The sequence below is a fragment of the Persicirhabdus sediminis genome, assembly GCF_016595495.1.
GTDB lineage: Bacteria > Verrucomicrobiota > Verrucomicrobiia > Verrucomicrobiales > Akkermansiaceae > Persicirhabdus > Persicirhabdus sediminis.
This window is the reverse complement of the sequence record NZ_JAENIM010000047.1, coordinates 217643-235382: the sequence shown is the minus strand read 5'-3', so window position 1 is coordinate 235382 and position 17740 is coordinate 217643. Positions and strand designations below refer to the sequence as shown.

General features: G+C 51.5%; 18 protein-coding genes. 3 read left to right on the top strand and 15 right to left on the bottom strand.

Annotated features, from left to right (window positions below; all coding sequences use genetic code 11):
- Nucleotides 1-178 precede the first annotated feature (178 nt).
- Entirely contained in the window at nucleotides 179-1555 is a 1377-nt protein-coding gene (locus JIN82_RS16915) for a sulfatase-like hydrolase/transferase (protein ID WP_200312854.1), read from the bottom strand.
- A 271-nt stretch (nucleotides 1556-1826) separates the two neighbouring features.
- On the opposite strand from JIN82_RS16915, the gene JIN82_RS16910 reads away from it, so the two are divergent.
- A complete protein-coding gene (locus JIN82_RS16910; protein WP_200312853.1) occupies nucleotides 1827-2210 on the top strand; it encodes an ApaG domain-containing protein in 384 nt (127 codons plus the stop codon).
- A 268-nt stretch (nucleotides 2211-2478) separates the two neighbouring features.
- Here JIN82_RS16910 and JIN82_RS16905 read toward each other — a convergent pair whose 3' ends face one another.
- The 6 genes from JIN82_RS16905 to JIN82_RS16880 form a co-directional block, all read right to left on the bottom strand.
- The gene (locus JIN82_RS16905) at nucleotides 2479-3087 is read right to left on the bottom strand and encodes a PEP-CTERM sorting domain-containing protein (RefSeq protein WP_200312852.1); all 609 of its coding nucleotides are present in this window, start codon (nucleotides 3085-3087) and stop codon (nucleotides 2479-2481) included.
- Between the two features lie 259 nt (nucleotides 3088-3346).
- Nucleotides 3347-5062: a hypothetical protein gene (locus tag JIN82_RS16900; RefSeq protein ID WP_200312851.1), complete on the bottom strand. Its 1716-nt coding sequence runs from the start codon at nucleotides 5060-5062 to the stop codon at nucleotides 3347-3349.
- A gap of 106 nt (nucleotides 5063-5168) precedes the next feature.
- Complete coding sequence (locus JIN82_RS16895) at nucleotides 5169-5459, bottom strand: putative quinol monooxygenase (protein ID WP_200312850.1); 291 nt, start codon at nucleotides 5457-5459, stop codon at nucleotides 5169-5171.
- Nucleotides 5460-5667: 208 nt separating this feature from the next.
- The gene (locus tag JIN82_RS16890) at nucleotides 5668-6678 is read right to left on the bottom strand and encodes a glutamine synthetase beta-grasp domain-containing protein (protein ID WP_200312849.1); all 1011 of its coding nucleotides are present in this window, start codon (nucleotides 6676-6678) and stop codon (nucleotides 5668-5670) included.
- A 126-nt stretch (nucleotides 6679-6804) separates the two neighbouring features.
- Entirely contained in the window at nucleotides 6805-7662 is an 858-nt protein-coding gene (locus JIN82_RS16885) for a PP2C family protein-serine/threonine phosphatase (RefSeq protein ID WP_200312848.1), read from the bottom strand.
- Between the two features lie 18 nt (nucleotides 7663-7680).
- On the bottom strand, nucleotides 7681-8088 hold the full coding sequence (locus tag JIN82_RS16880) for a BUD32 family EKC/KEOPS complex subunit (RefSeq protein ID WP_200312847.1): 408 nt from the start codon (nucleotides 8086-8088) through the stop codon (nucleotides 7681-7683).
- A gap of 257 nt (nucleotides 8089-8345) precedes the next feature.
- Between JIN82_RS16880 and JIN82_RS16875 the strand changes: the two genes are divergently transcribed.
- Nucleotides 8346-8675: a DsrE family protein gene (locus tag JIN82_RS16875; protein WP_200312846.1), complete on the top strand. Its 330-nt coding sequence runs from the start codon at nucleotides 8346-8348 to the stop codon at nucleotides 8673-8675.
- 657 nt (nucleotides 8676-9332) lie between these two features.
- Here JIN82_RS16875 and JIN82_RS16870 read toward each other — a convergent pair.
- Nucleotides 9333-9935: a hypothetical protein gene (locus JIN82_RS16870; protein ID WP_234042138.1), complete on the bottom strand. Its 603-nt coding sequence runs from the start codon at nucleotides 9933-9935 to the stop codon at nucleotides 9333-9335.
- 231 nt (nucleotides 9936-10166) lie between these two features.
- Here JIN82_RS16870 and JIN82_RS16865 point away from each other — a divergent pair, with 231 nt between their 5' ends.
- Nucleotides 10167-10595: a hypothetical protein gene (locus JIN82_RS16865; RefSeq protein WP_200312844.1), complete on the top strand. Its 429-nt coding sequence runs from the start codon at nucleotides 10167-10169 to the stop codon at nucleotides 10593-10595.
- Between the two features lie 745 nt (nucleotides 10596-11340).
- Here the strand turns inward: JIN82_RS16865 and JIN82_RS16860 are convergent.
- From JIN82_RS16860 to JIN82_RS16830, 7 genes are all read right to left on the bottom strand, one after another.
- Nucleotides 11341-12612, bottom strand: coding sequence for a hypothetical protein (locus tag JIN82_RS16860; RefSeq protein ID WP_200312843.1), 1272 nt, complete (start codon nucleotides 12610-12612; stop codon nucleotides 11341-11343).
- Nucleotides 12613-12685: 73 nt separating this feature from the next.
- Complete coding sequence (locus JIN82_RS16855; RefSeq protein WP_200312842.1) at nucleotides 12686-13357, bottom strand: metallophosphoesterase family protein; 672 nt, start codon at nucleotides 13355-13357, stop codon at nucleotides 12686-12688.
- Between the two features lie 27 nt (nucleotides 13358-13384).
- Nucleotides 13385-13753: an acyl-CoA thioesterase gene (locus JIN82_RS16850; RefSeq protein ID WP_200312841.1), complete on the bottom strand. Its 369-nt coding sequence runs from the start codon at nucleotides 13751-13753 to the stop codon at nucleotides 13385-13387.
- A gap of 277 nt (nucleotides 13754-14030) precedes the next feature.
- The gene (locus JIN82_RS16845) at nucleotides 14031-15188 is read right to left on the bottom strand and encodes a glycoside hydrolase family 43 protein (protein WP_343221755.1); all 1158 of its coding nucleotides are present in this window, start codon (nucleotides 15186-15188) and stop codon (nucleotides 14031-14033) included.
- A gap of 141 nt (nucleotides 15189-15329) precedes the next feature.
- Nucleotides 15330-16577, bottom strand: a complete 1248-nt coding sequence (fabF, locus tag JIN82_RS16840) for a beta-ketoacyl-ACP synthase II (RefSeq protein WP_200312839.1) — start codon at nucleotides 16575-16577, stop codon at nucleotides 15330-15332.
- Nucleotides 16578-16668: 91 nt separating this feature from the next.
- Entirely contained in the window at nucleotides 16669-16911 is a 243-nt protein-coding gene (locus JIN82_RS16835) for a hypothetical protein (RefSeq protein WP_200312838.1), read from the bottom strand.
- Nucleotides 16908-17732, bottom strand: coding sequence for a hypothetical protein (locus JIN82_RS16830; protein ID WP_200312837.1), 825 nt, complete (start codon nucleotides 17730-17732; stop codon nucleotides 16908-16910). The genes JIN82_RS16835 and JIN82_RS16830 overlap by 4 nt, the downstream gene beginning before the upstream one ends.
- Nucleotides 17733-17740: the final 8 nt, after the last annotated feature.

Sequence of the window (17740 nt, the reverse complement as noted above, 5' to 3'; positions counted from 1 at the left end):
TGAAATTTGATCTCAGGCAATGGCTCAACGAGATCTAGCTTCATTGTCAACAGGGGTGTAAATGAGCAGGCTAGGCAGGTCAAGAGTGCTCTTGGATAGATGCTCAAATATGACATGGCCGCCGAACTGTGCTGGGCGACCATGGTGAAGAAATGTACGGGGTAAAAATCTAGCTAACTTATTTAAAGCGGCTGTCTGGGATTACTGGGCTGAGCTGCGGGTCGGTGGTATCCAGCCAGGCTTTGAGCTCTTTCCACATTGCCTGAGCGCGCTCTGGTTGTTGGTCGATGAGGTTGTTCATTTCGCCAATGTCCTCGTTGAGGTTGTAGAGTTCAGCCGGCATATCTTTGATGTCATTGAGCTGGTTTCGAGGAATCTTTTTGAAGGGCATTTGGCCGAGTTTCCAGCCGTCATGAGTGCGGATGGCGTAGCGGTATTTGTCCATTTTCCAGAATAGTGAGCGCGGCGCGAGGTCGCTTGCGCTGCCATTCAGGAGGGTGTTCAGATCGACGCCATCGAGTTGCGCTTCAGCTGGAATTTCTCCACCTGCAGCTGCGATAACGGTGGGGATGATATCGAGCGAAATCACGGGCACATCAGTGGTGGCGGGTTGGATCTTGGCTGGCCAGCGGATGAAAAAGGGTACGTGCACACCGCCTTCATACAGGGTGCTTTTGCCCATTCTGAATTTGCCATTATTCATGCGCTTGTGCTCAGCATTAGGCACACAATCGTTATCCACGTACACGCCGCCATTGTCGCTGAGGAAGAAAATGATCGTATTGTCATCGATGTCGTATTCTTTGAGTTTGGCGAGCACGCGGCCTACTTGGTCGTCCATATTCACCACCATCGCTGCTACTGCCTGGCGGATGTCGCCGTCGATTCCCTTGTCTAGATGGGCGACGCGATCGAGGTCTTTTTGCGGTGCTTGAAATGGCCCGTGGGGCGCATTGAAGGCGAGGTAGAGGAAAAATGGCTCCTTGTGGTTGCGATCGATAAACTTCAGCGCTTCGTCGCCAAATAGCTCCGTGGCGTAGGCCTCGGGGTCAACTTCTTCTTTTTCTAAGCCGCGTGTGAGTGAGGTGAGGCCAATGAATTTTGACGCGCCATTATTGAATCCATAGAACTCGTCAAAGCCACGGTTAGTGGGCATGTAGGCGTCTTCTTTAGTATCGTGCCACTTGCCGATGGCAGTGCTTTTGTAGCCGAGCTCGCCAAGGTAGTTGGCAATGGTTTTCACCCCGAGCTGAGTGCCCTTGCCATTACCTTCGCGGCCGAGTTTTTGCTGATATCGCCCAGTGAGCATGCCGGTGCGGCTGGGCCCACAGATGGCAGCGGTGACGTAGCCGTTGTTAAACATCATGCCTTGCTGTGCAATGCTATCAATGTGCGGCGTCTGGTAGTCTTCGTTGCCAGTGATGCTGAGTTGCGCATAGCCCAAGTCGTCGGTGAAAATCAGCACAACGTTAGGTTTCTGAGTATCAGCGGTCGCAGCTGCCACGAGGCCCAGGCCAATGGCTGTGGTGTGTAGTAATTTCGAAATGAGATTCATTTTAGATGAAAATAATTGATACTATAAATAGTCTAATGATCGAGCCAATGTTTCGGTAGTCGGCTAAAAGGCGGAAAATGTAATGGTTGATGGTGCAAATTATAGTTTGCGACAATTTCTTTTAATAGCTGATATTCAGCCGACTAGCGACGCTTGCTATTTGTTATGATCTGAGTTGTGTGCCGCCGAAAGACTGGTATTTTTAGTCGATTAAGTAACTGGATTTTGCTCACGACTTGCCAGTTGCACCATCTATGTACAACTTCGCCGAGTGTCAGAACATTTTGAAGAGATAGGCGGCCTGTGGGTCGAGGTAGACGATGTGGTTTATATGCCCACATTGGATGCGCCTGACCACAAACCTCACCCATTTATCTATTTCTTAACTATTCACAATGAATCTGAGGTGCCGGTGAAAATCCTCGCGCGCAAATGGGTAGTTCGCGAAAAAGGCGAATTAGTTGTCGTCGAAGGCGATGGTGTGGTGGGGCAAACCCCCATCGTTAGCAAAACTCAGCCATTTGCCTATAACAGCTATCATGTGCTCTCTGGCGACGGCGAAGCCAGCGGCAGCTTCTTTGGGGTGACCGAAGATGGTCGCAATATTCGTGTCGATATTCCTAAGTTCGACATGGTGGTGCCTGACTGGGTGTGATCCGCTCAGCGGAATAGTGCCTGCCCGCTGTCGTCTAGCTAGATCATCAAGGTGTGGACCAGCTGGATAATATTTGCAGTAAGGTTTCCGTTATCATCACATCCGGGTTGCTAGAAGTAATGACGCCTTAGCAAATCTCGTAGAGGGAATTTGTATTTAACGGCAGTAGCTGTCTTTTAGAGTTCTAGCGGAAACCCAGCGTGGCCGATAAAGCGTGAAGAGGGTACCTGCTAGATCGCCGATACCCTCTGTAAACTATCGTGGAATGTTATTTACGACGGCGAAGAGTTAGGGCAACTCCACCGAGAGCCAGTAAGGCTACAGCAGAAGGCTCAGGAATGGCTTCATAAGAAGCTTCATAAGAAGCTCCATCAAACCAAACGCGCTCCTCAATGCCGCCGTCAAGTCCGTCATCATCAACGAAGATTTGAATTTGGCCAGAGCCATCGGCTATAGCTGTGCCCAAGTAACCTCGTAGGCCTACTTGATCACCATTAGCTGTATGTCCAGTTTCCTCGGCAAAGCCTACAGTCCCTTCTGTTCCTCCGGCACCATTGAAGGTTGAGAAGCTTGTGCCGTCTAAGGATCCTCGGATACCGCCTCGAGGATTATTATTACTTGTGAAACGAATATAGTTCACGTAGACGTCATAAGTTTGACCAACAGTTAGGTCTGAGAGTGTTAAGGTGAGCACGGGAACATTTTCATTAACATCCCAGCCTTCTAAAATGGTGACAGATCCTTCGCCATAGCCATCACGTTGAGCCCACAAATTATCGTTATTTTTTCGATCGGTCGTAATATTGCTAGTTGTGCTGACATTACTAAGGTCATCGGCGACCGATACAAATGTGACTGCTGCCTGAGATGCGCTCATTGCCGCTGCCGTCAATAGTGTTGTTAAGAGTTTTATTTTCATTACTGTAGTATTTGCTAGTGGGCGCTTCACGTTTTTATGCAGAGCATAGGAGGAAGCTCCCTAACGAGGGTCATAATGAAGATAGATCTTACGGGTCATCAATAAAAAAAAGTTTCACGCTTGATTATTTTTTGGCGTGGCCAGATGTGCGTATTCCCAGATTAACTTTTCAGTGGGGGGGCAATTTGCCTGCTTATCTATAGCTGGTTGGGCTATTTTATTTGAAAAGACTATCCACTCCCATGGCGGAGTCGCGCAGTGCTTTGGGTAGCTTTTCTTGACTGCTAGGCTTGAGTAATTGGTAGCCGATAGAGAGCAGGTGAAGTGTGAACAGGTGGTCGAGCCAGCGGTATTTGCGCTGTGAACGCAGCAGGTAGCGCGAGGCCATGGCGAGGTGGCGCGATTTCAGCTGGCTGGGAGAGAAGTCGGTATTGATGCGAAATCGCTGACGCTGCTTGCGCGGGTATTTTTTCTTGTAGGCTTTTTTTGCCAGCTGGATTTGTTGGTTTAAGCCATCATTAAGTTCACTGAAATAGAACTGCCTAGCTAGCTGGATGAGCCGACAGGTATCTAGCATAAACTCGATGTCTTCAGCTGGGAGGCCAGCGTCGTTAGCTAGGGTGGGAGTTTCTTCCGCCAGCTCTAACGCTAGCTGACCATCACGCAGTGTCTCGCTGTGGTTGCTAACAAAATGGCGCATGAGCTTGCGCACGGGCACGGTGATGAGCAGGCTGTCCCAGTAGATGTGCAGCAGTGGCGGAATGCGCACGCGACGGAAATATAGGGGCTGGCGGGCAAAGGGTTCAATGTAATAGAGCTTGAGGATGAGCTGGTTTGTTAGCCGCATGAGCTCAATGACGCTGGCTGATTTTTCCTGACCAAACTGCCGCTCTAACGACTCCTCTGCGCTGCTTTCATGACGGAAGATATCGATGATGGTTTTGGCGTTAATTTCCGTCCAAATACCAGCTGGCTCGAGGAATGCGCGGCGGCGAAATGCGTGCCAGCCACCAGTCTGGCACCAGACGGATAGGCCGATGAGGTTTTCTACGTGGGCGAGTTGTTCGCGGTAGCGCTGACAGTCCCAGCCGATGAATGAGGGGAATTCTCCGGCGCCTTCGTACTCGCGGCGCGCTTGAAATTCCACGATCTTGGCTAGTGGTGATTGAGTAAATGCTTGGTTGATAGAGAGGTAGCGGAAGAAGTCGCTCTCAGCGTATTTCATCGATAGAATGAATTGCGGTGAGCTGATGCCTAGCAGCGCTTTGTTGAGTGTGCCGCGGTGCCAGATGAGGTCGCCAATGCGATGGGCGCCTACGGTCCATGTGCGCAGGATGAGTTGTTTGTTATGTTTTTCAAAGCTGGGCAAAATGGCTTTGAGAAAACGGTTTGTCTGTTTGGCGGATTTTAGATGTAGCTGGCTTTTCAGCGGGTCTTTGACGTCGAGCCCGTCGCTCTCGCCAATGCGCAAGATGATGCCGCTGAGCTCGGGGAAATCTGCTAGGCAGCTTTCTAGCTGGTCGATGTAAAATTCCTCAATCCTAGCTGGCTGGTTTTCTAGCTGGATCCTAGCAGATTCACTCAAGGTGATGATGTCTGAGGTGAGGAAAACTTTCAGCCCAGCGTCAATGGCTAGCTGGATGAGTGGGCGGAATTTCTCACGATAGAAGTCTATCAGCTGGTTAGTGGTGGCATCGTGCAGTGGATGATTCGTTAGGTGGGCGAGGTCATCGAGGGTGATGGCATTGTAGCCAGCGCTGCGCACGCGCTGGACAAAGGTGTGCATGTCCGCGGTGATCGCCTGCCAGCTGGAATCGCAGTGGGCGTCAGCTGGGCCCGCCAGCTGGCTGAATGGAATCTTCGACCAGTTCTGGCGACCGCGCGGAAGTTGGCCACAGAATGGGCCGAGGGCATCGATGAGAAACAGCTTCATGGTTGTAGCCGTAGAAGCTGGCTGGCCATGGCTGTAGGCGCAAGGTGGGCGGTGTCACGGAGTTGTGACAGAGCGTGATGTTAGGCTGGTAAGCGTTTCAGCTAACTCAGGCGATGTGGCTCATTTCGTTGAGGATAAATTCATCAACGCAGCCTTCGGTATTGGCTAGGTAGTCTGCTAGATGTTGGTTTTGCATGTGTGTTTGCCACAGCTCGCGCGACTTCCAGTTTTCGTAAAACATGAAATGAGCTGGGTTTTCATTGTCTTGATGAAGGTCGTAGTTGATGCAGCCTTTTTCGGCACGGGTGATGTCGATGAGCTTGAGCAGCTCGGCTTCGACGAAGTCGATTTTATCAGCTTTGGCGTGGATGTTGGCCACGATGGTTAACTTGGACATGATGGTTTTCTAGCTAGATGGTTGGTTTTGGTCTCAGTGGCTAACGAATATTTTTAGCCGACGATCTATCACTATAGCCGCATCACTGAGATGTGCCAGCGGGGTGGTGAAATATTTCTAGCTGACCCACAAACAAAAGCCGCCCGCAGCTGGAGCTGCGGGCGGCTGGCTAAATCTACATTCGCTGCGCTAGGCAGCGAGTGGGAAATTAGACTGGCACAGTGGCGATAGTCTGGAGAACGCGTGAAGCGATCTTGTATGGGTCGCCTTCTGAGTTAGGACGACGATCTTCGAGGTAACCCTTCCAGTCGTTCTTAGGAAAGCTGTGTGGTACGCGGATAGATGCGCCACGGTCAGCGATGCCCCATGAGAACATGTCGATTGACTGAGTTTCGTGAAGACCTGTGAGACGCTGGTCGTTGTAAGGACCGTAAACAGCGATGTGCTCTTCTGTGTATTTCTCGAATGCTGCCATGAGCTTCTCGAAGTACTCTTTACCACCAACTTCACGGAGGTGCTTAGTAGAGAAGTTACAGTGCATGCCTGAGCCGTTCCAGTCACCTTTAACTGGCTTACAGTGCCACTCAACGTCGAGTGCGAACTGTTCGCAGAGACGGAGAAGGAGGAAGCGAGCTACCCAGATATCGTCAGCAGCTTTCTTGGAGCCTTTGGCGAATACTTGGAATTCCCACTGACCTTTAGCAACCTCGGCGTTGATGCCTTCGTGGTTGATGCCTGCCTCAAGGCAAAGCTCAAGGTGCTCGTCAACGATCTGGCGAGCGATGCTGCCTACGTTTTTGTAGCCTACGCCACAGTAGTAAGGGCCTTGTGGTGCTGGGTATCCGTCTTTCGGGAAACCGAGTGGTGCACCGTCTTCGTAGAGGAAGTACTCCTGCTCAAAGCCGAACCATGTGTCTGGATCGTCGATGATTGAGGCACGTGCGTTAGTTGGGTGTGCAGTGCCGTCTGGAAGCATTACTTCACACATAACGATGATGCCGTTGTGGCGTGTGCCGTCAGGATAGAGAGCTACTGGCTTAAGTACGCAGTCAGAGTCGCCGCCGTCAGCTTGCTGAGTGGATGAACCGTCAAAGCCCCATTCTGGGAGGTCTTCGAGAGTTGGAAATTCGTCAAACTCCTTGAGCATGCATTTTGTGCGGATGTTCTGAGTTGGTGTGTAACCGTCTAACCAGAGGTAATCGAGTCTATATTTTGCCATGGTCTCTTATTTGTTGATAATAGTGTTGTGATGGCTGGTAGGGCCATTGATGCAAGCTACATCGGTAGCTTTAGATGATGCGAAATCCAGCAATTAGCGTGCCAACTTTTGTCTTAGTGTGACAATTTATTTTACGCAGATTGTTATCAATGTCGTATCGTCCGTGCCATCATTCTCAATAGCACGTGAGATGCAAGCGTCTGCCAGTGAGCTTGTCGAGTCTAGGTTTTCTGAAAATTCCCCAGCGATGCTTTTTTGTCCCAATCCGTCGACGATACCATCGCTGCAGAGCATGAATCTATCGCCAGGTTTGTAGTCCACCACATCCACCTGCGGGGTGGTGGAAAAATGGCCACCGCCCATCACATTATACAGCGCTGAGCGCCGTGGATGGTTGCGGAACTGCAGCTCGCTGATCTCGCCGCGCTGGAATTGTTTCCACACAAAGGTATGGTCCTGGCTGAGCTGCTGGAGCTCACCGTCACGGTAGCGATACAGTCGGCTGTCTCCCACGTGGGCAAAATACATGTTATCCGGCGTGAACCACGCCAGCGTCAGCGTGGCAGCCATGCCTTTGCGGTTTTCGTCAGCCTCGCCCTTTTCGTTAATGGCGTGGTGGATCTTGGTAATGATATCTTCCAGCCGCGCTAGATAGTCTGGATAAAATCCAGCTGCCGCCGCTCGAAACGTCTCCGGGATGTGCTCGCTGAGGTATTCCAGAATCAGCGCCGAGGCCACATTGCCAGCATTGCCGCCGCCCATACCATCAGACACCGCGTAGATCAGGTCACTCGTGACCATCGTACGCTCGTCGTCAGTAGCCAGCATCACTGTGCCGTGCTGGCCGCCAGTGGCAAAGGCAATCCACGAATCATCATTGATCTCTTTGCGGCTGCCGGAAACGGAGCGGGCTGACCACTCAAAGGTATGCTTGGGCAGCATATCAAATTCCTTCGGGGCTCCTGGTAGAAAAGGATTAGACATGGGTGATGAAATCATTCGTTAGCCTTCTGGCGTCGCTCGGTGCTCAGGCATCGGTAGCTCAGTAGCCAGCTCAAAGTCGATAATGCAAAACCTGCCTAGCTGCTCTGAGTAGGTGATATTGCGCGCGAATGGATCATCGTGGCGCACACCATAGACGTCCTCCAGCTCCTGAAACATGCCGTCGCTCTTCTTCTTAGAAATCTTTGGCGCTGGGCTGCCGCAGTTAGTCGTTACCAGATGCAGCTCATCAGCATGGGCTTCTAGCATCTTTGGCACGTAGTCACAGCCGCGCTCTTCTAGCAATTTTAGAATCTTCACTTCGTTAGCGAAGCGAGCCTCAGCATCCGTGCCGCGAAAGTATTTGTGCACGTGACCATAGTAGTCAATGCGAACCAGTGAACGAATTCCATCTTTGAGATTTCTCATGATCGTTTAGCGCTTAGCCGCCAGTTGATGAAGTTAATTAATTAGACCCGCCCAGCTAGCTGAAGCGAACCATACAAATATCAAAGCAGAGAACTCAGATTTCGCAGCTAAAAAGTAAAAATTCTCTACCATAGCTGGTTTGGATCGTTAGAACGGGACCCGCCTTGAGAGAATAATTGGAACAAAGGTTTACATGTTAGTGTGAGAAGATCTTTCTCTGTGGTTGATCTCAGCCATCGCCAATCTATTTTACCGCAATGGAAAGAGCTGTTGTTGTATCGCGTTTAGGAATGGGGGATGGCGTGCCCGAGCTGTCACTCATCTTGCTGGAAAAATATCTGAAAAGTTCACTGGAAAATGACGACGTCAAAATCGTCTACGCATTCTATAATCGCGGCGTGCAAGTGCTCACCGACGACAGAATTCAGCCGCTGCTCGTCCAGCTAGAAGCCGCCGGCGCCCAGCTGTATTTCTGCGGCACCTGCCTAGAATACTACGGCATCGCCAAACAGCTCAATGTCGGCCGCGTCGCCTGCATCAACGACATTCGCCACATCATGAATGCCTATCGATGTGATTTCCTCTAAGCTGTAAAAAGGTGCGGGCTGCGCCCTGCAAGTACGCCCTGCGGGCTAAGGTGCGGGCTGCGCCCTAAGGTGCGGGCTTCGTCCTAAGGTACGGGCTTCGCGCTAAGGTTCGGGCTTCCTCCTAAGGTACGGACTTCGCGCTAAGGTACGGACTTCGCGCTAAGGTACGGACTTCGTCCTAAGGTTCGGGCTTCGCGCTAAGGTTCGGACTTCGCGCTAAGGTTCGGACTTCGCGCTAAGGTTCGGACTTCGTCCTGAGGGTAGAAAAATTCTATCAGACGAGGTTTCAGCTGTGACTTCTAGACTGCTGGTGCTTCAGCACCGCTCTGTAGGTTCAGCCTCCGGTCTGGGGGACGGGCTGCGCCCTAAGGTTCGGACTTCGCCCTAAGGTTCGGACTGCGTCCTGAAGGTAGAAAAATTCTATCAGACGAGGTTTCAGCTGTGACTTCTAGACTGCCGGTGCTTCAGCACCGCTCTGTAGGTTCAGCCTCCGGTCTGGGGGACGGGCTGGGCCCTAAGGTTGGGCTTCGCCCTAAGGTTCGGACTGCGTCCTGAAGGTAGATAAATTCTATCAGACGAGGTTTCAGCTGTGACTTCTAGACTGCTGGTGCTTTAGCACCGCTCTGAGCTATCGGCCGTCGAAGCTGAACCAGCCATTTACATGTCTACCCGTGCGGATTCATTCACACTGCGCTGAAAGCGCGTCAGAACTTCAGCCATAGGGAGAGAGTCAGCCAGAATGGCGCACGCTGAAAGTGTGCTAGAAACCGTCACAGTTGCTAGACTCCGCATGAACGTGGATCTATTCACACTGCGCTTAAAGCGCGTCAGAACGAAGCCCATAGCTTCAGCCATGGGGAGAGAGTCAGCCAGAATGGCGCACGCTGAAAGTGTGCTAGAAATCGTCGCCGTTGCTAGACTCCGCATGAACGTGGATCTATCTGAACTGCGCTGAAAGCGCACCAGAACAAAGCCCATGGCTTCAGCCATGGGGAGAGAGTCAGCCAGAATATCGCACGCTGAAAGTGTGCTAGAAACCGTCGCCGTTGCTAGACTTCGCATGAACGTGGATCTATCCACACTGCGCTGAAAGCGCACCAGAACAAAGCCCATGGCTTCAGCCATGGGGAGAGAGTCAGCCAGAATATCGCACGCTGAAAGTGTGCTAGAAACCGTCACAGTTGATAGACTCCACATGAACGTGGATCTATTTGAACTGCGCTGAAAGCGCGTCAGAACAAAGCCCATGGCTTCAGCCATGGGGAGAGAGTCAGCCAGAATGGCGCACGCTGAAAGTGTGCTATAAACCGTCGCAAGCCACTAGCCCCTGAATGCGTGTGGATATAGAAGAGCCGGAATTCCCCCTATCTACGGAATTAGCCCCTATCTATCCACCATCCAACGGTTTTCTCTTCCATCTATCCAATCCACCTGCGAGATTATTTTCTAATGATCTATCGAAGTTCACAAAAGCAGGAAAAATCGGCCATCATGCCAGTGATCTGTTCACTCATGGGCATGGCTGGCTTGTGGGCCGTACTCAGCGTGCCGCTGTGGCCAATTTCTCTAGCTCATCCAATCATGTTAATCTGGTGCGGCTGGTTATTTACCTACGCCTATCGCGGCCTCACTGATAGATCTCAAAACTATCTCAGCGAGGTCCAGCTAGATGATGACAATCTGATCACTAGAAATTTGATGTTAGTCAAATCTGACCAGCTAAAAAAAGTACCTATCAGCCAGCTGAAATCGGTCAGCGTATTTGGTCAAAATGGTGACGCGCTCATGCTTTGCGCCACTGTGGCTGACGATGAAATCTATTTCGAAGTACCCGCCAAAGAATTTCCCGCCATCGCCGAGAAACTGCAAGCCACCCAGCCGCAGCTGGAAATCACAGACATCGACGGTAAAGAAATCTGAGCAAGTTAATCATCCATAACCTCGTCCTGTAAGACCTTGCCGCTGCTAATCATTTTTTTGTTTTGTTAGGTGTGCGCGTATCGGAAATCTCCAGCCAGTGGCGGAAATTTGAGAATGTCAGAGCAAGACTGATACTTACACCTTAGTTAGATAGCTTGGTAAGTATCTGTATAATACAGGTACATAGGCGTGGCTAGTTTTGGGAATTGGAGAGAACCTGTGCAATACAGATTCTTGGGCTGGGCCGCTCAGGAGGTCTAAAAATTAGCTGTATAGTACAGGTACTTGGGTCGACTAGTTTTGGAAGCCAGAGAATGCCAGCATAGTGCAGCTACTTATGCTTAGTTAGATGGTTTGGTGAGTAGCTGTACAATACAGGTATCTAGTCGTGGTTAGTTTTGGAAATTGGAGAGAACCTGTGCAATCCAGGTTCTTAGGCTTGGTCGCTCAGGAGGTTTGAAAAGTAGCTGTGGAATACAGGTACTTGGGTCGACTAGTGTTGAAAGCCAGAGAATGTCTGCATAGTGAAGATGCTTATACTTAGTTAGATGGTTTGGTAAGTATCTGTGCAATACAGGTACCTAAGCGTGGCTAGTTTTGGAATCCAGAGAATGCCAGCATAGTGCATAGAGCAGATGCTTAGTTAGATGGTTTAAAAAGTATCTGTATAATACAGATACTTGAGAGTGGCTATTATTTAATGAGGTCGATCTGCTAGTTTGAGCCAGCTATCTCTGGCTCTCAGCTATGGCGTGGGGATTTTTATTGTCCGCTTGGTTTCACCATTGTGATAGATGAGCTGGTTATTTTCTTTATCCCAAATAGCAACTTCACCGGTTATGGTGTTCACTGGCAGTTCTCCAGTGAAGTTTTCTCCACGAGCTGTGGCGATGGCTATTTGCATTGCTGTGAGTTGATACTTCTGCTCCTCAATGGCCTGCCAATAATGAGTATAAATGTCTAACGAATTCGTGGCGTGAGAAATAAGTGCCTGCGTGCGCTCGTCATCTGGATAGCGATTAACGACTTGTTTGGTGATCTCGGCGAGCTGATCAGGGTGAATCATGTCATCTTGAGTAGATTCGAGTTTTTCGAGCCCATCGATGATCTCACTCCTAACGCCAGCGAAATACTTTTCGGTTTCGTCAATGGTCATTATCCCATCTGGGTAGAAGTGGCCAACTGTGCCATCAGCGGATTTTTTCATCATGCTGTAGGACATGGTTAGGCCAGCGGATGTTTCGTTGACCATTTGTGTGACGAGCTTTGGCTGCAGTTGTGATTCTATCGTGAGTTGTTCAATTAGCTCGGGCTTGTCAGCTATTAAATGCTGGCTGGTTGCTGTGAGTGATAGATTGGATAAAATCGCTACGGGTTGGGCGAAAAAGCTGCCATTGGCCAAGTGCTGGTTGTTAGCTCTCAGTGCGCGATGGATGACAGCAGCTGCTTCTTGTCGGCCTAATTTCAGCTGGCAGGCAAAGCCTACACAAAGCAACTCGTTAACAGTCATCGCTTGCTTGTTAGTAAATTTTTCGTAATCGGTATCAGGGATGGTGCCTAGGTGGATGAGCTTCGCTATCAAGTCATGTTCGTTGATTAAAAACTGCCAAGCTAGCTCGGGATCCCAATCGGCTTTGTTTTCTATCATCTCTCTGATCGGTTTGGCTGCAGCATTGATGCGCTCGGCTTCCGCTGGAGTGATCAGTTCCATGTAGGTTGCTAGAGATTGATGGTGTCCCTCGATGAGTGACGGCCGTAGGTTAGGGTATCTTTGGTAAAGAGACAGCAAGCGGGCATCGACATCTATCATAGCTGGCTCAAGACGATCGCTGAGGTCTCTTTTGCTCGCCCGCGCATTGTTGCTAGAATTTTCTAGCTGGCTGGAATTCCTTTTACTACTTCTATCAGGTGGCGACATTTTCCAGCTGATCAATGCCGAGCCGCCGACAAACAGCGCCAAACCAAATAAAAAAGCTGGAGATGACTGCAGTGCTGGGCGACGTATCTTGATAGCCATAAGGAAATGCAAAGCTAGCAACTCAGAGTAGCGCAGACGAGTTCAATGATAATTAGATTAAATAACAGTTGTTCTAGCTAGGTCGTGCCAGCTGGCTAGCGCGAGATTCGCCGTTCATGTTAGCCTGATAGTATTGGCCGGTTTCGACGTGTAGGCAGGTGAGCCAACCGCCGCGGCCAGGGTCGGTATCGATGCAGATGGCGTGGCCGAGGTTGATAGGTTTGTGATCGGCAATGGCGGTGTGGCCGCAGATCATGGTTTTGCCAGAGATGTGCGGTTTGGGCTGACCGAATTTTTTGTGCAGCAGGGTGTACGGTAGCTGGAGTGATAGAGGGATGTTAGCCGAGAGATTTGCGTGCACAAAGATGTGGCTGGAGGTTTCGTAGTACGGGCGGGTGGCTCGCAGAAATTCCCAGTGAGCTGCAGGGATGTCGTTAGGGTTGTCAGTCGTGTAGGATTGTAGCGTGGCTTGGCCTCCCCAGTTGCTCAGCCAGATGGCGAGCTCGGAGCCGCCGTGAGTTGCTAGGCATAGTTTTTCTTCATGGTTGCCCATGAGGAAGATGGCTTTTGCATAGGTCTTTTTGACTTCGATGAGGAAGTCGATAACGCCCTTGGAGTCGGGGCCGCGGTCGATGTAGTCACCGAGGAAAATAAGGCGATCGTCCAGCTGAGGGTCGACTTGCCTCCACAGAGTTTTGAGAGCTGCTAGACAACCATGAATGTCGCCAATGACTAAGGTACGCATGGGTACTGAAAGAATCTGTTATTCTAGCTAACTAAGTAGCGCGGCGGGGATGGGCTGGGGGATGCCTTTGGCGTCGAGGTAGACGTTTTTGCTGGTACCGGTGGCGATGAGTTGGCCGCCCTTTTTGATAGAAAATTTCCAGCTGACGGAGGTTCTGCCAGTTTCAGCCAGCTCGATGTCGATGCTGGCGATGTCGCCAAAGACGAGCGGGGCGCGGTAGTCGCAGTCGATATGCACACGTGGCCAGCCGCAGTTCTGGAATACGGCGAGACCGAGTGATTCTAGCAGTTCGTGCTCGGCGTCTTCGGCGTAGCAGAGGATTTTGCTAAAGTGGACGACGCCGGCGGCATCGGTATCTGAGAAGGCGACTTTGCGGGTGACTGTTAGAGAGGGCATGGAAGGAAAGAAGTGGGAAGTTTTCAGTGTTCAGTTTTCAGACCAGCACGATGGAGGGGAGAAGGAAAGAAGTTGAAAGTTTTCAGTTTTCAGACCTGCACGATGGAGGGGAGAAGGAAAGAAGTTGGAAGTTTTCAGTTTTCAGTTTTCAGACCGGCACGATGGAGGATTGAAGGAAAAAAGGTGTTGGAAGGTAGAGGTGAGCGCTGAAAGTTTAATATCCTAGCGTTAGGGGGAGAGCCCGACCCGCTAGGATGCTGGCTGCTAGGATGGTGGATTATTTATCGAAATGGCTGAGGTCCCATTCGCTTATCCATGGGATTTCGAAGCCATCGGCGGTGAAGTTGATAGGTAGCCAGAGGTAGCGACCGTCGATGGCGTCTTTGGGATTCCATTGGTCAAACATGGCGATGTAGGCGTCTTTTTTGCCGTGAACGGGCAGCACGTAGGTGCTTTGTCCGCCGAAGGTTTTGGCGGCTCCGAGCTTGTTGCTAGGGTTGGTGCCGGTGCATGGGTTTTTGAGTTCTGTCCACGGTCCGAGGATGTTATCGGCGACGGCTGATCTAGCGGCGTTAGGTTTCCAGCCAGTACAGCCGGAGGCGATGAGGTAGTATTTGCCGTCGTGCTTGAATACGGCTGGTGCTTCCATCCAGCGGAATGGGAAGTTGCGTGTGTAGTGGCCGGTGTGGCTGAGGAAATCCTCGCTGAGCTGGGAGATGTGTAGTGTGCTGTTATGCTCAGATGAATAGATGTGATAGGCGGTGCCGTCGTCGTCGACAAAGAGGTTCATGTCGCGCGCCATTTGGCCACCTTCGAAGTGTGAGCCGAGGATGTTGAACTTGGCGTGTTTTTTTGACGGGCCGCCACCGAACTTGTTATTCTCTGCTAGGGTGAGTTTGATAGACTCTGGGTCTTTTTGTTCTGGCTGGACGTTTTGTGGCCAATGTCCGGCGTTATGGCGCTGGCTGCGGATGAAGGTGAATGGCCCTTCTGGTGTGTCTGCGGTGGCGACACCAGATCTAGCGCTGTCGTATTTTTTGCCTTTGAGTTCGAGGTGGAACCACATGACAAACTTTTTTGTCTTTGGGTTGTAGATGACTTTTGGCCGCTCGAGGATACATCCTTTGGCGATGTCGCTGTCGTCGCCTTCTACTTTGAGGGCGATGCCGCGGTCGGTCCAGTTGTACAGGTCGTTAGACGAATAGACGTGCACGCCTACTTCGGCTTTGTTGCCTGCGACGCCGGCGATTTTGTGTTCGCCGTACCAGTAGTAGCTGCCGTCATGATAGAGCAGTCCGCCGCCGTGGGCGTTGATGTGAACGCCATTGTTATCTGGCCAGATTTCTCCGGGCTTGAATGAGCTGGCTGGCTGGGCTTGGGCGTTGAGGCATAGTGACGTTAGAGCTAGGGAAATTGCGACGATGGCCTTTTTCATATTCATGATTAGGCCAGCTAGATTTTGATTTGTCAGCCACGAAATAAAAAAAGGCGACCGTGCTAACACGGTCGCCAAGATAGAGAATGGTGTGCCAGCTAGCTGATGGTTTCAGCTAGCTATCACAGAAGTGACTGAAGCTTAGTCCAGTGTCTTGATGAGCAAGCTGGAGTTGTGGCCACCAAAACCAAATGAGTTGCTGAGGGCAGATTTCACTTTGGCTTCGCGAGCTACGTTTGCGCAGTAGTCGAGGTCACACTCAGGGTCTTGGTCTTCGATGTTGATGGTTGGTGCGATGACACCTTCCTGAAGAGACATGATACAGGCGGCGATTTCGATACCACCAGCGGCACCGAGAAGGTGACCAGTCATGGACTTAGTTGAGCTGACGAGAAGTTTGTCTTTGGCGTGGTCGCCGAAGCTGCGCTTGATCGCTTTGGTTTCACAAATATCACCGAGTGGTGTGGATGTACCGTGAGCGTTGACGTAGTCGACGTCTTCTGGGTTCATCTTGGCGTGCTTGAGCGCCATGTCCATACAGCGGCTAGCGCCGACACCTTCTGGATGTGGTGAGGTGATGTGGTAGGCGTCGCCTGATACACCGTAACCTACGAGTTCTGCGTAGATTTTGGCACCACGCTTTTTGGCGTGTTCGTATTCTTCGATGACGAGTACGCCAGCGCCTTCACCCATGACAAATCCGTCGCGGCCAGTGTCGAATGGACGTGAGGCAGCTTCTGGGTCGTCGTTGCGGGTGCTGAGAGCTTTCATGTTGCTGAATCCAGCGAGGCCCATTGGCAGGATGGTGGCTTCAGCGCCGCCAGCTACAAATGCGTCTGCATCGCCAAATTTGATCATGCGCCATGCTTCACCGATGTTGTGGTTGGATGTGGCACATGCGGTAACGATGGACATGTTTGGTCCACCAAATCCGTAGTCCATGGAGACCATGCCACTAGCGATGTTGGCGATCATCATTGGGATGACGAAAGGTGATACACGACCTGGTGATTTTTGCATCAGGTTGCGGTGTTCTTTTTCAAGGGTACCGAGGCCACCGATGCCGGAGCCAACCATGACGCCTACGCGGTCTTTGTCGATGCCTTCATCGTCAAGGCCTGCATCTGCAATAGCCATGGCGGATGCGGCTACCCCGAGCTGGGCGTAGCGGTCTGCACGACGCGCGTCTTTAGGGTTCTTGAAATATGGTTTCGGGTCGAAATCTTTCACTTCACCGGCGATGTGCACGGTGTAGTCAGAAGTGTCCATCTGGGTGATACGGCCGATGCCGCTCTTGCCTGCTTTTAGGTTTTCCCAAGTGGTGGCAAGGTCATTACCAAGCGGGCTGACGGTACCGATTCCGGTGATTACTACTCTGCGGTCGTTCATGATGGTTACTGATTCTTGTGCGAAAGCGGATTACTTTTCGCGCGGCATTATCGTGCTAAATTACTAGAGTGCAAGCTTGTTCCTGCGTTCATTATCCCAGCCTGCGCGTACGCCCTCTGTCATTGAGGCGACCGCAGTGTGGGCACTCGGGGTCGCGAGCGGCTGAATAGTCAGTGTAGGCGAGGCCACAAATCCGGCAGCGGATGAACTTTCTGCGCCTAGATCTACGCAGTTGGCGGTGGCGCAGACGTCTGATTGTGCCGCCCAGAAAAATCACCGCGCAGGAGAGAATCACGGCGTAAAGCGAGAATTGTTCTAGCGTGAGGTTGATCATGGCTGGCTGGCGACGAGCTCGACGTTGAGGGTGCCAAATGTCGGCTGGCTGGTGGATTTTTCAGCTGGCTGGCTGGTGAATTTGAGTGCCTGGATCCACAGGTTGAGAGCGCTTTGTGCGCGGCTGGCATTTTTATCTGTGGCGTCTGGGATGGAGCTGTCGATGGGCAGGAAATTGACCACGTCTCCGTTGGCGTTGATGCTGATCAGGTAGTTGAAGCTCAGCCCGTACCACTCGCGCGGGATGGCGCCAGAGAGCTGGATGGTGGAGTCTTGCAGGCGTGCGGTGAGTTCTTTAGAAACGCTCAGTTTGGCGGCAATCTGCAGCGGCTCGTTTGCGCTAGCTGGAGGTGAATTTTTCCAGCTGGCGTCGAGCTCGGGCATCGGTCGTTGGCCTTTGCGGTAGACGTTGGACAGGGTGGGCTTGAGGCGGAAATCTGGCAGCGGTTGCAGGTTTCCATGGTAAATCAGATCGCTCTGGGTGGTGGCCAGTGCCTGCTGGCTGCGGATGCGCTCCCAGGTATCTGGATCGCTAGCTGGATCCCAGCGGATGGGAAATGGCGAGAGGTTTTCTGCGCGCTGCAGCAGGGTGGCGGCGATGGGATCTCGCTCACCCAAGATGAGGATTTCGCCGCTGCGATTGGGCACGCTGAATGGCTGACGGATGTCAATTTTCACCGCGGTGGCGAGAAAAACAAAGAGGAAGGTGGTGATGGAAAAGGCACCAATCACTCCAAGTTTGTTGCCCGGTACACGGCGCCACGGAAAGACCAGACCGGCTGAGCAGTCGCGCTTTGCTTTCTTTTTACGGAAATAACCCATGCGTGGTG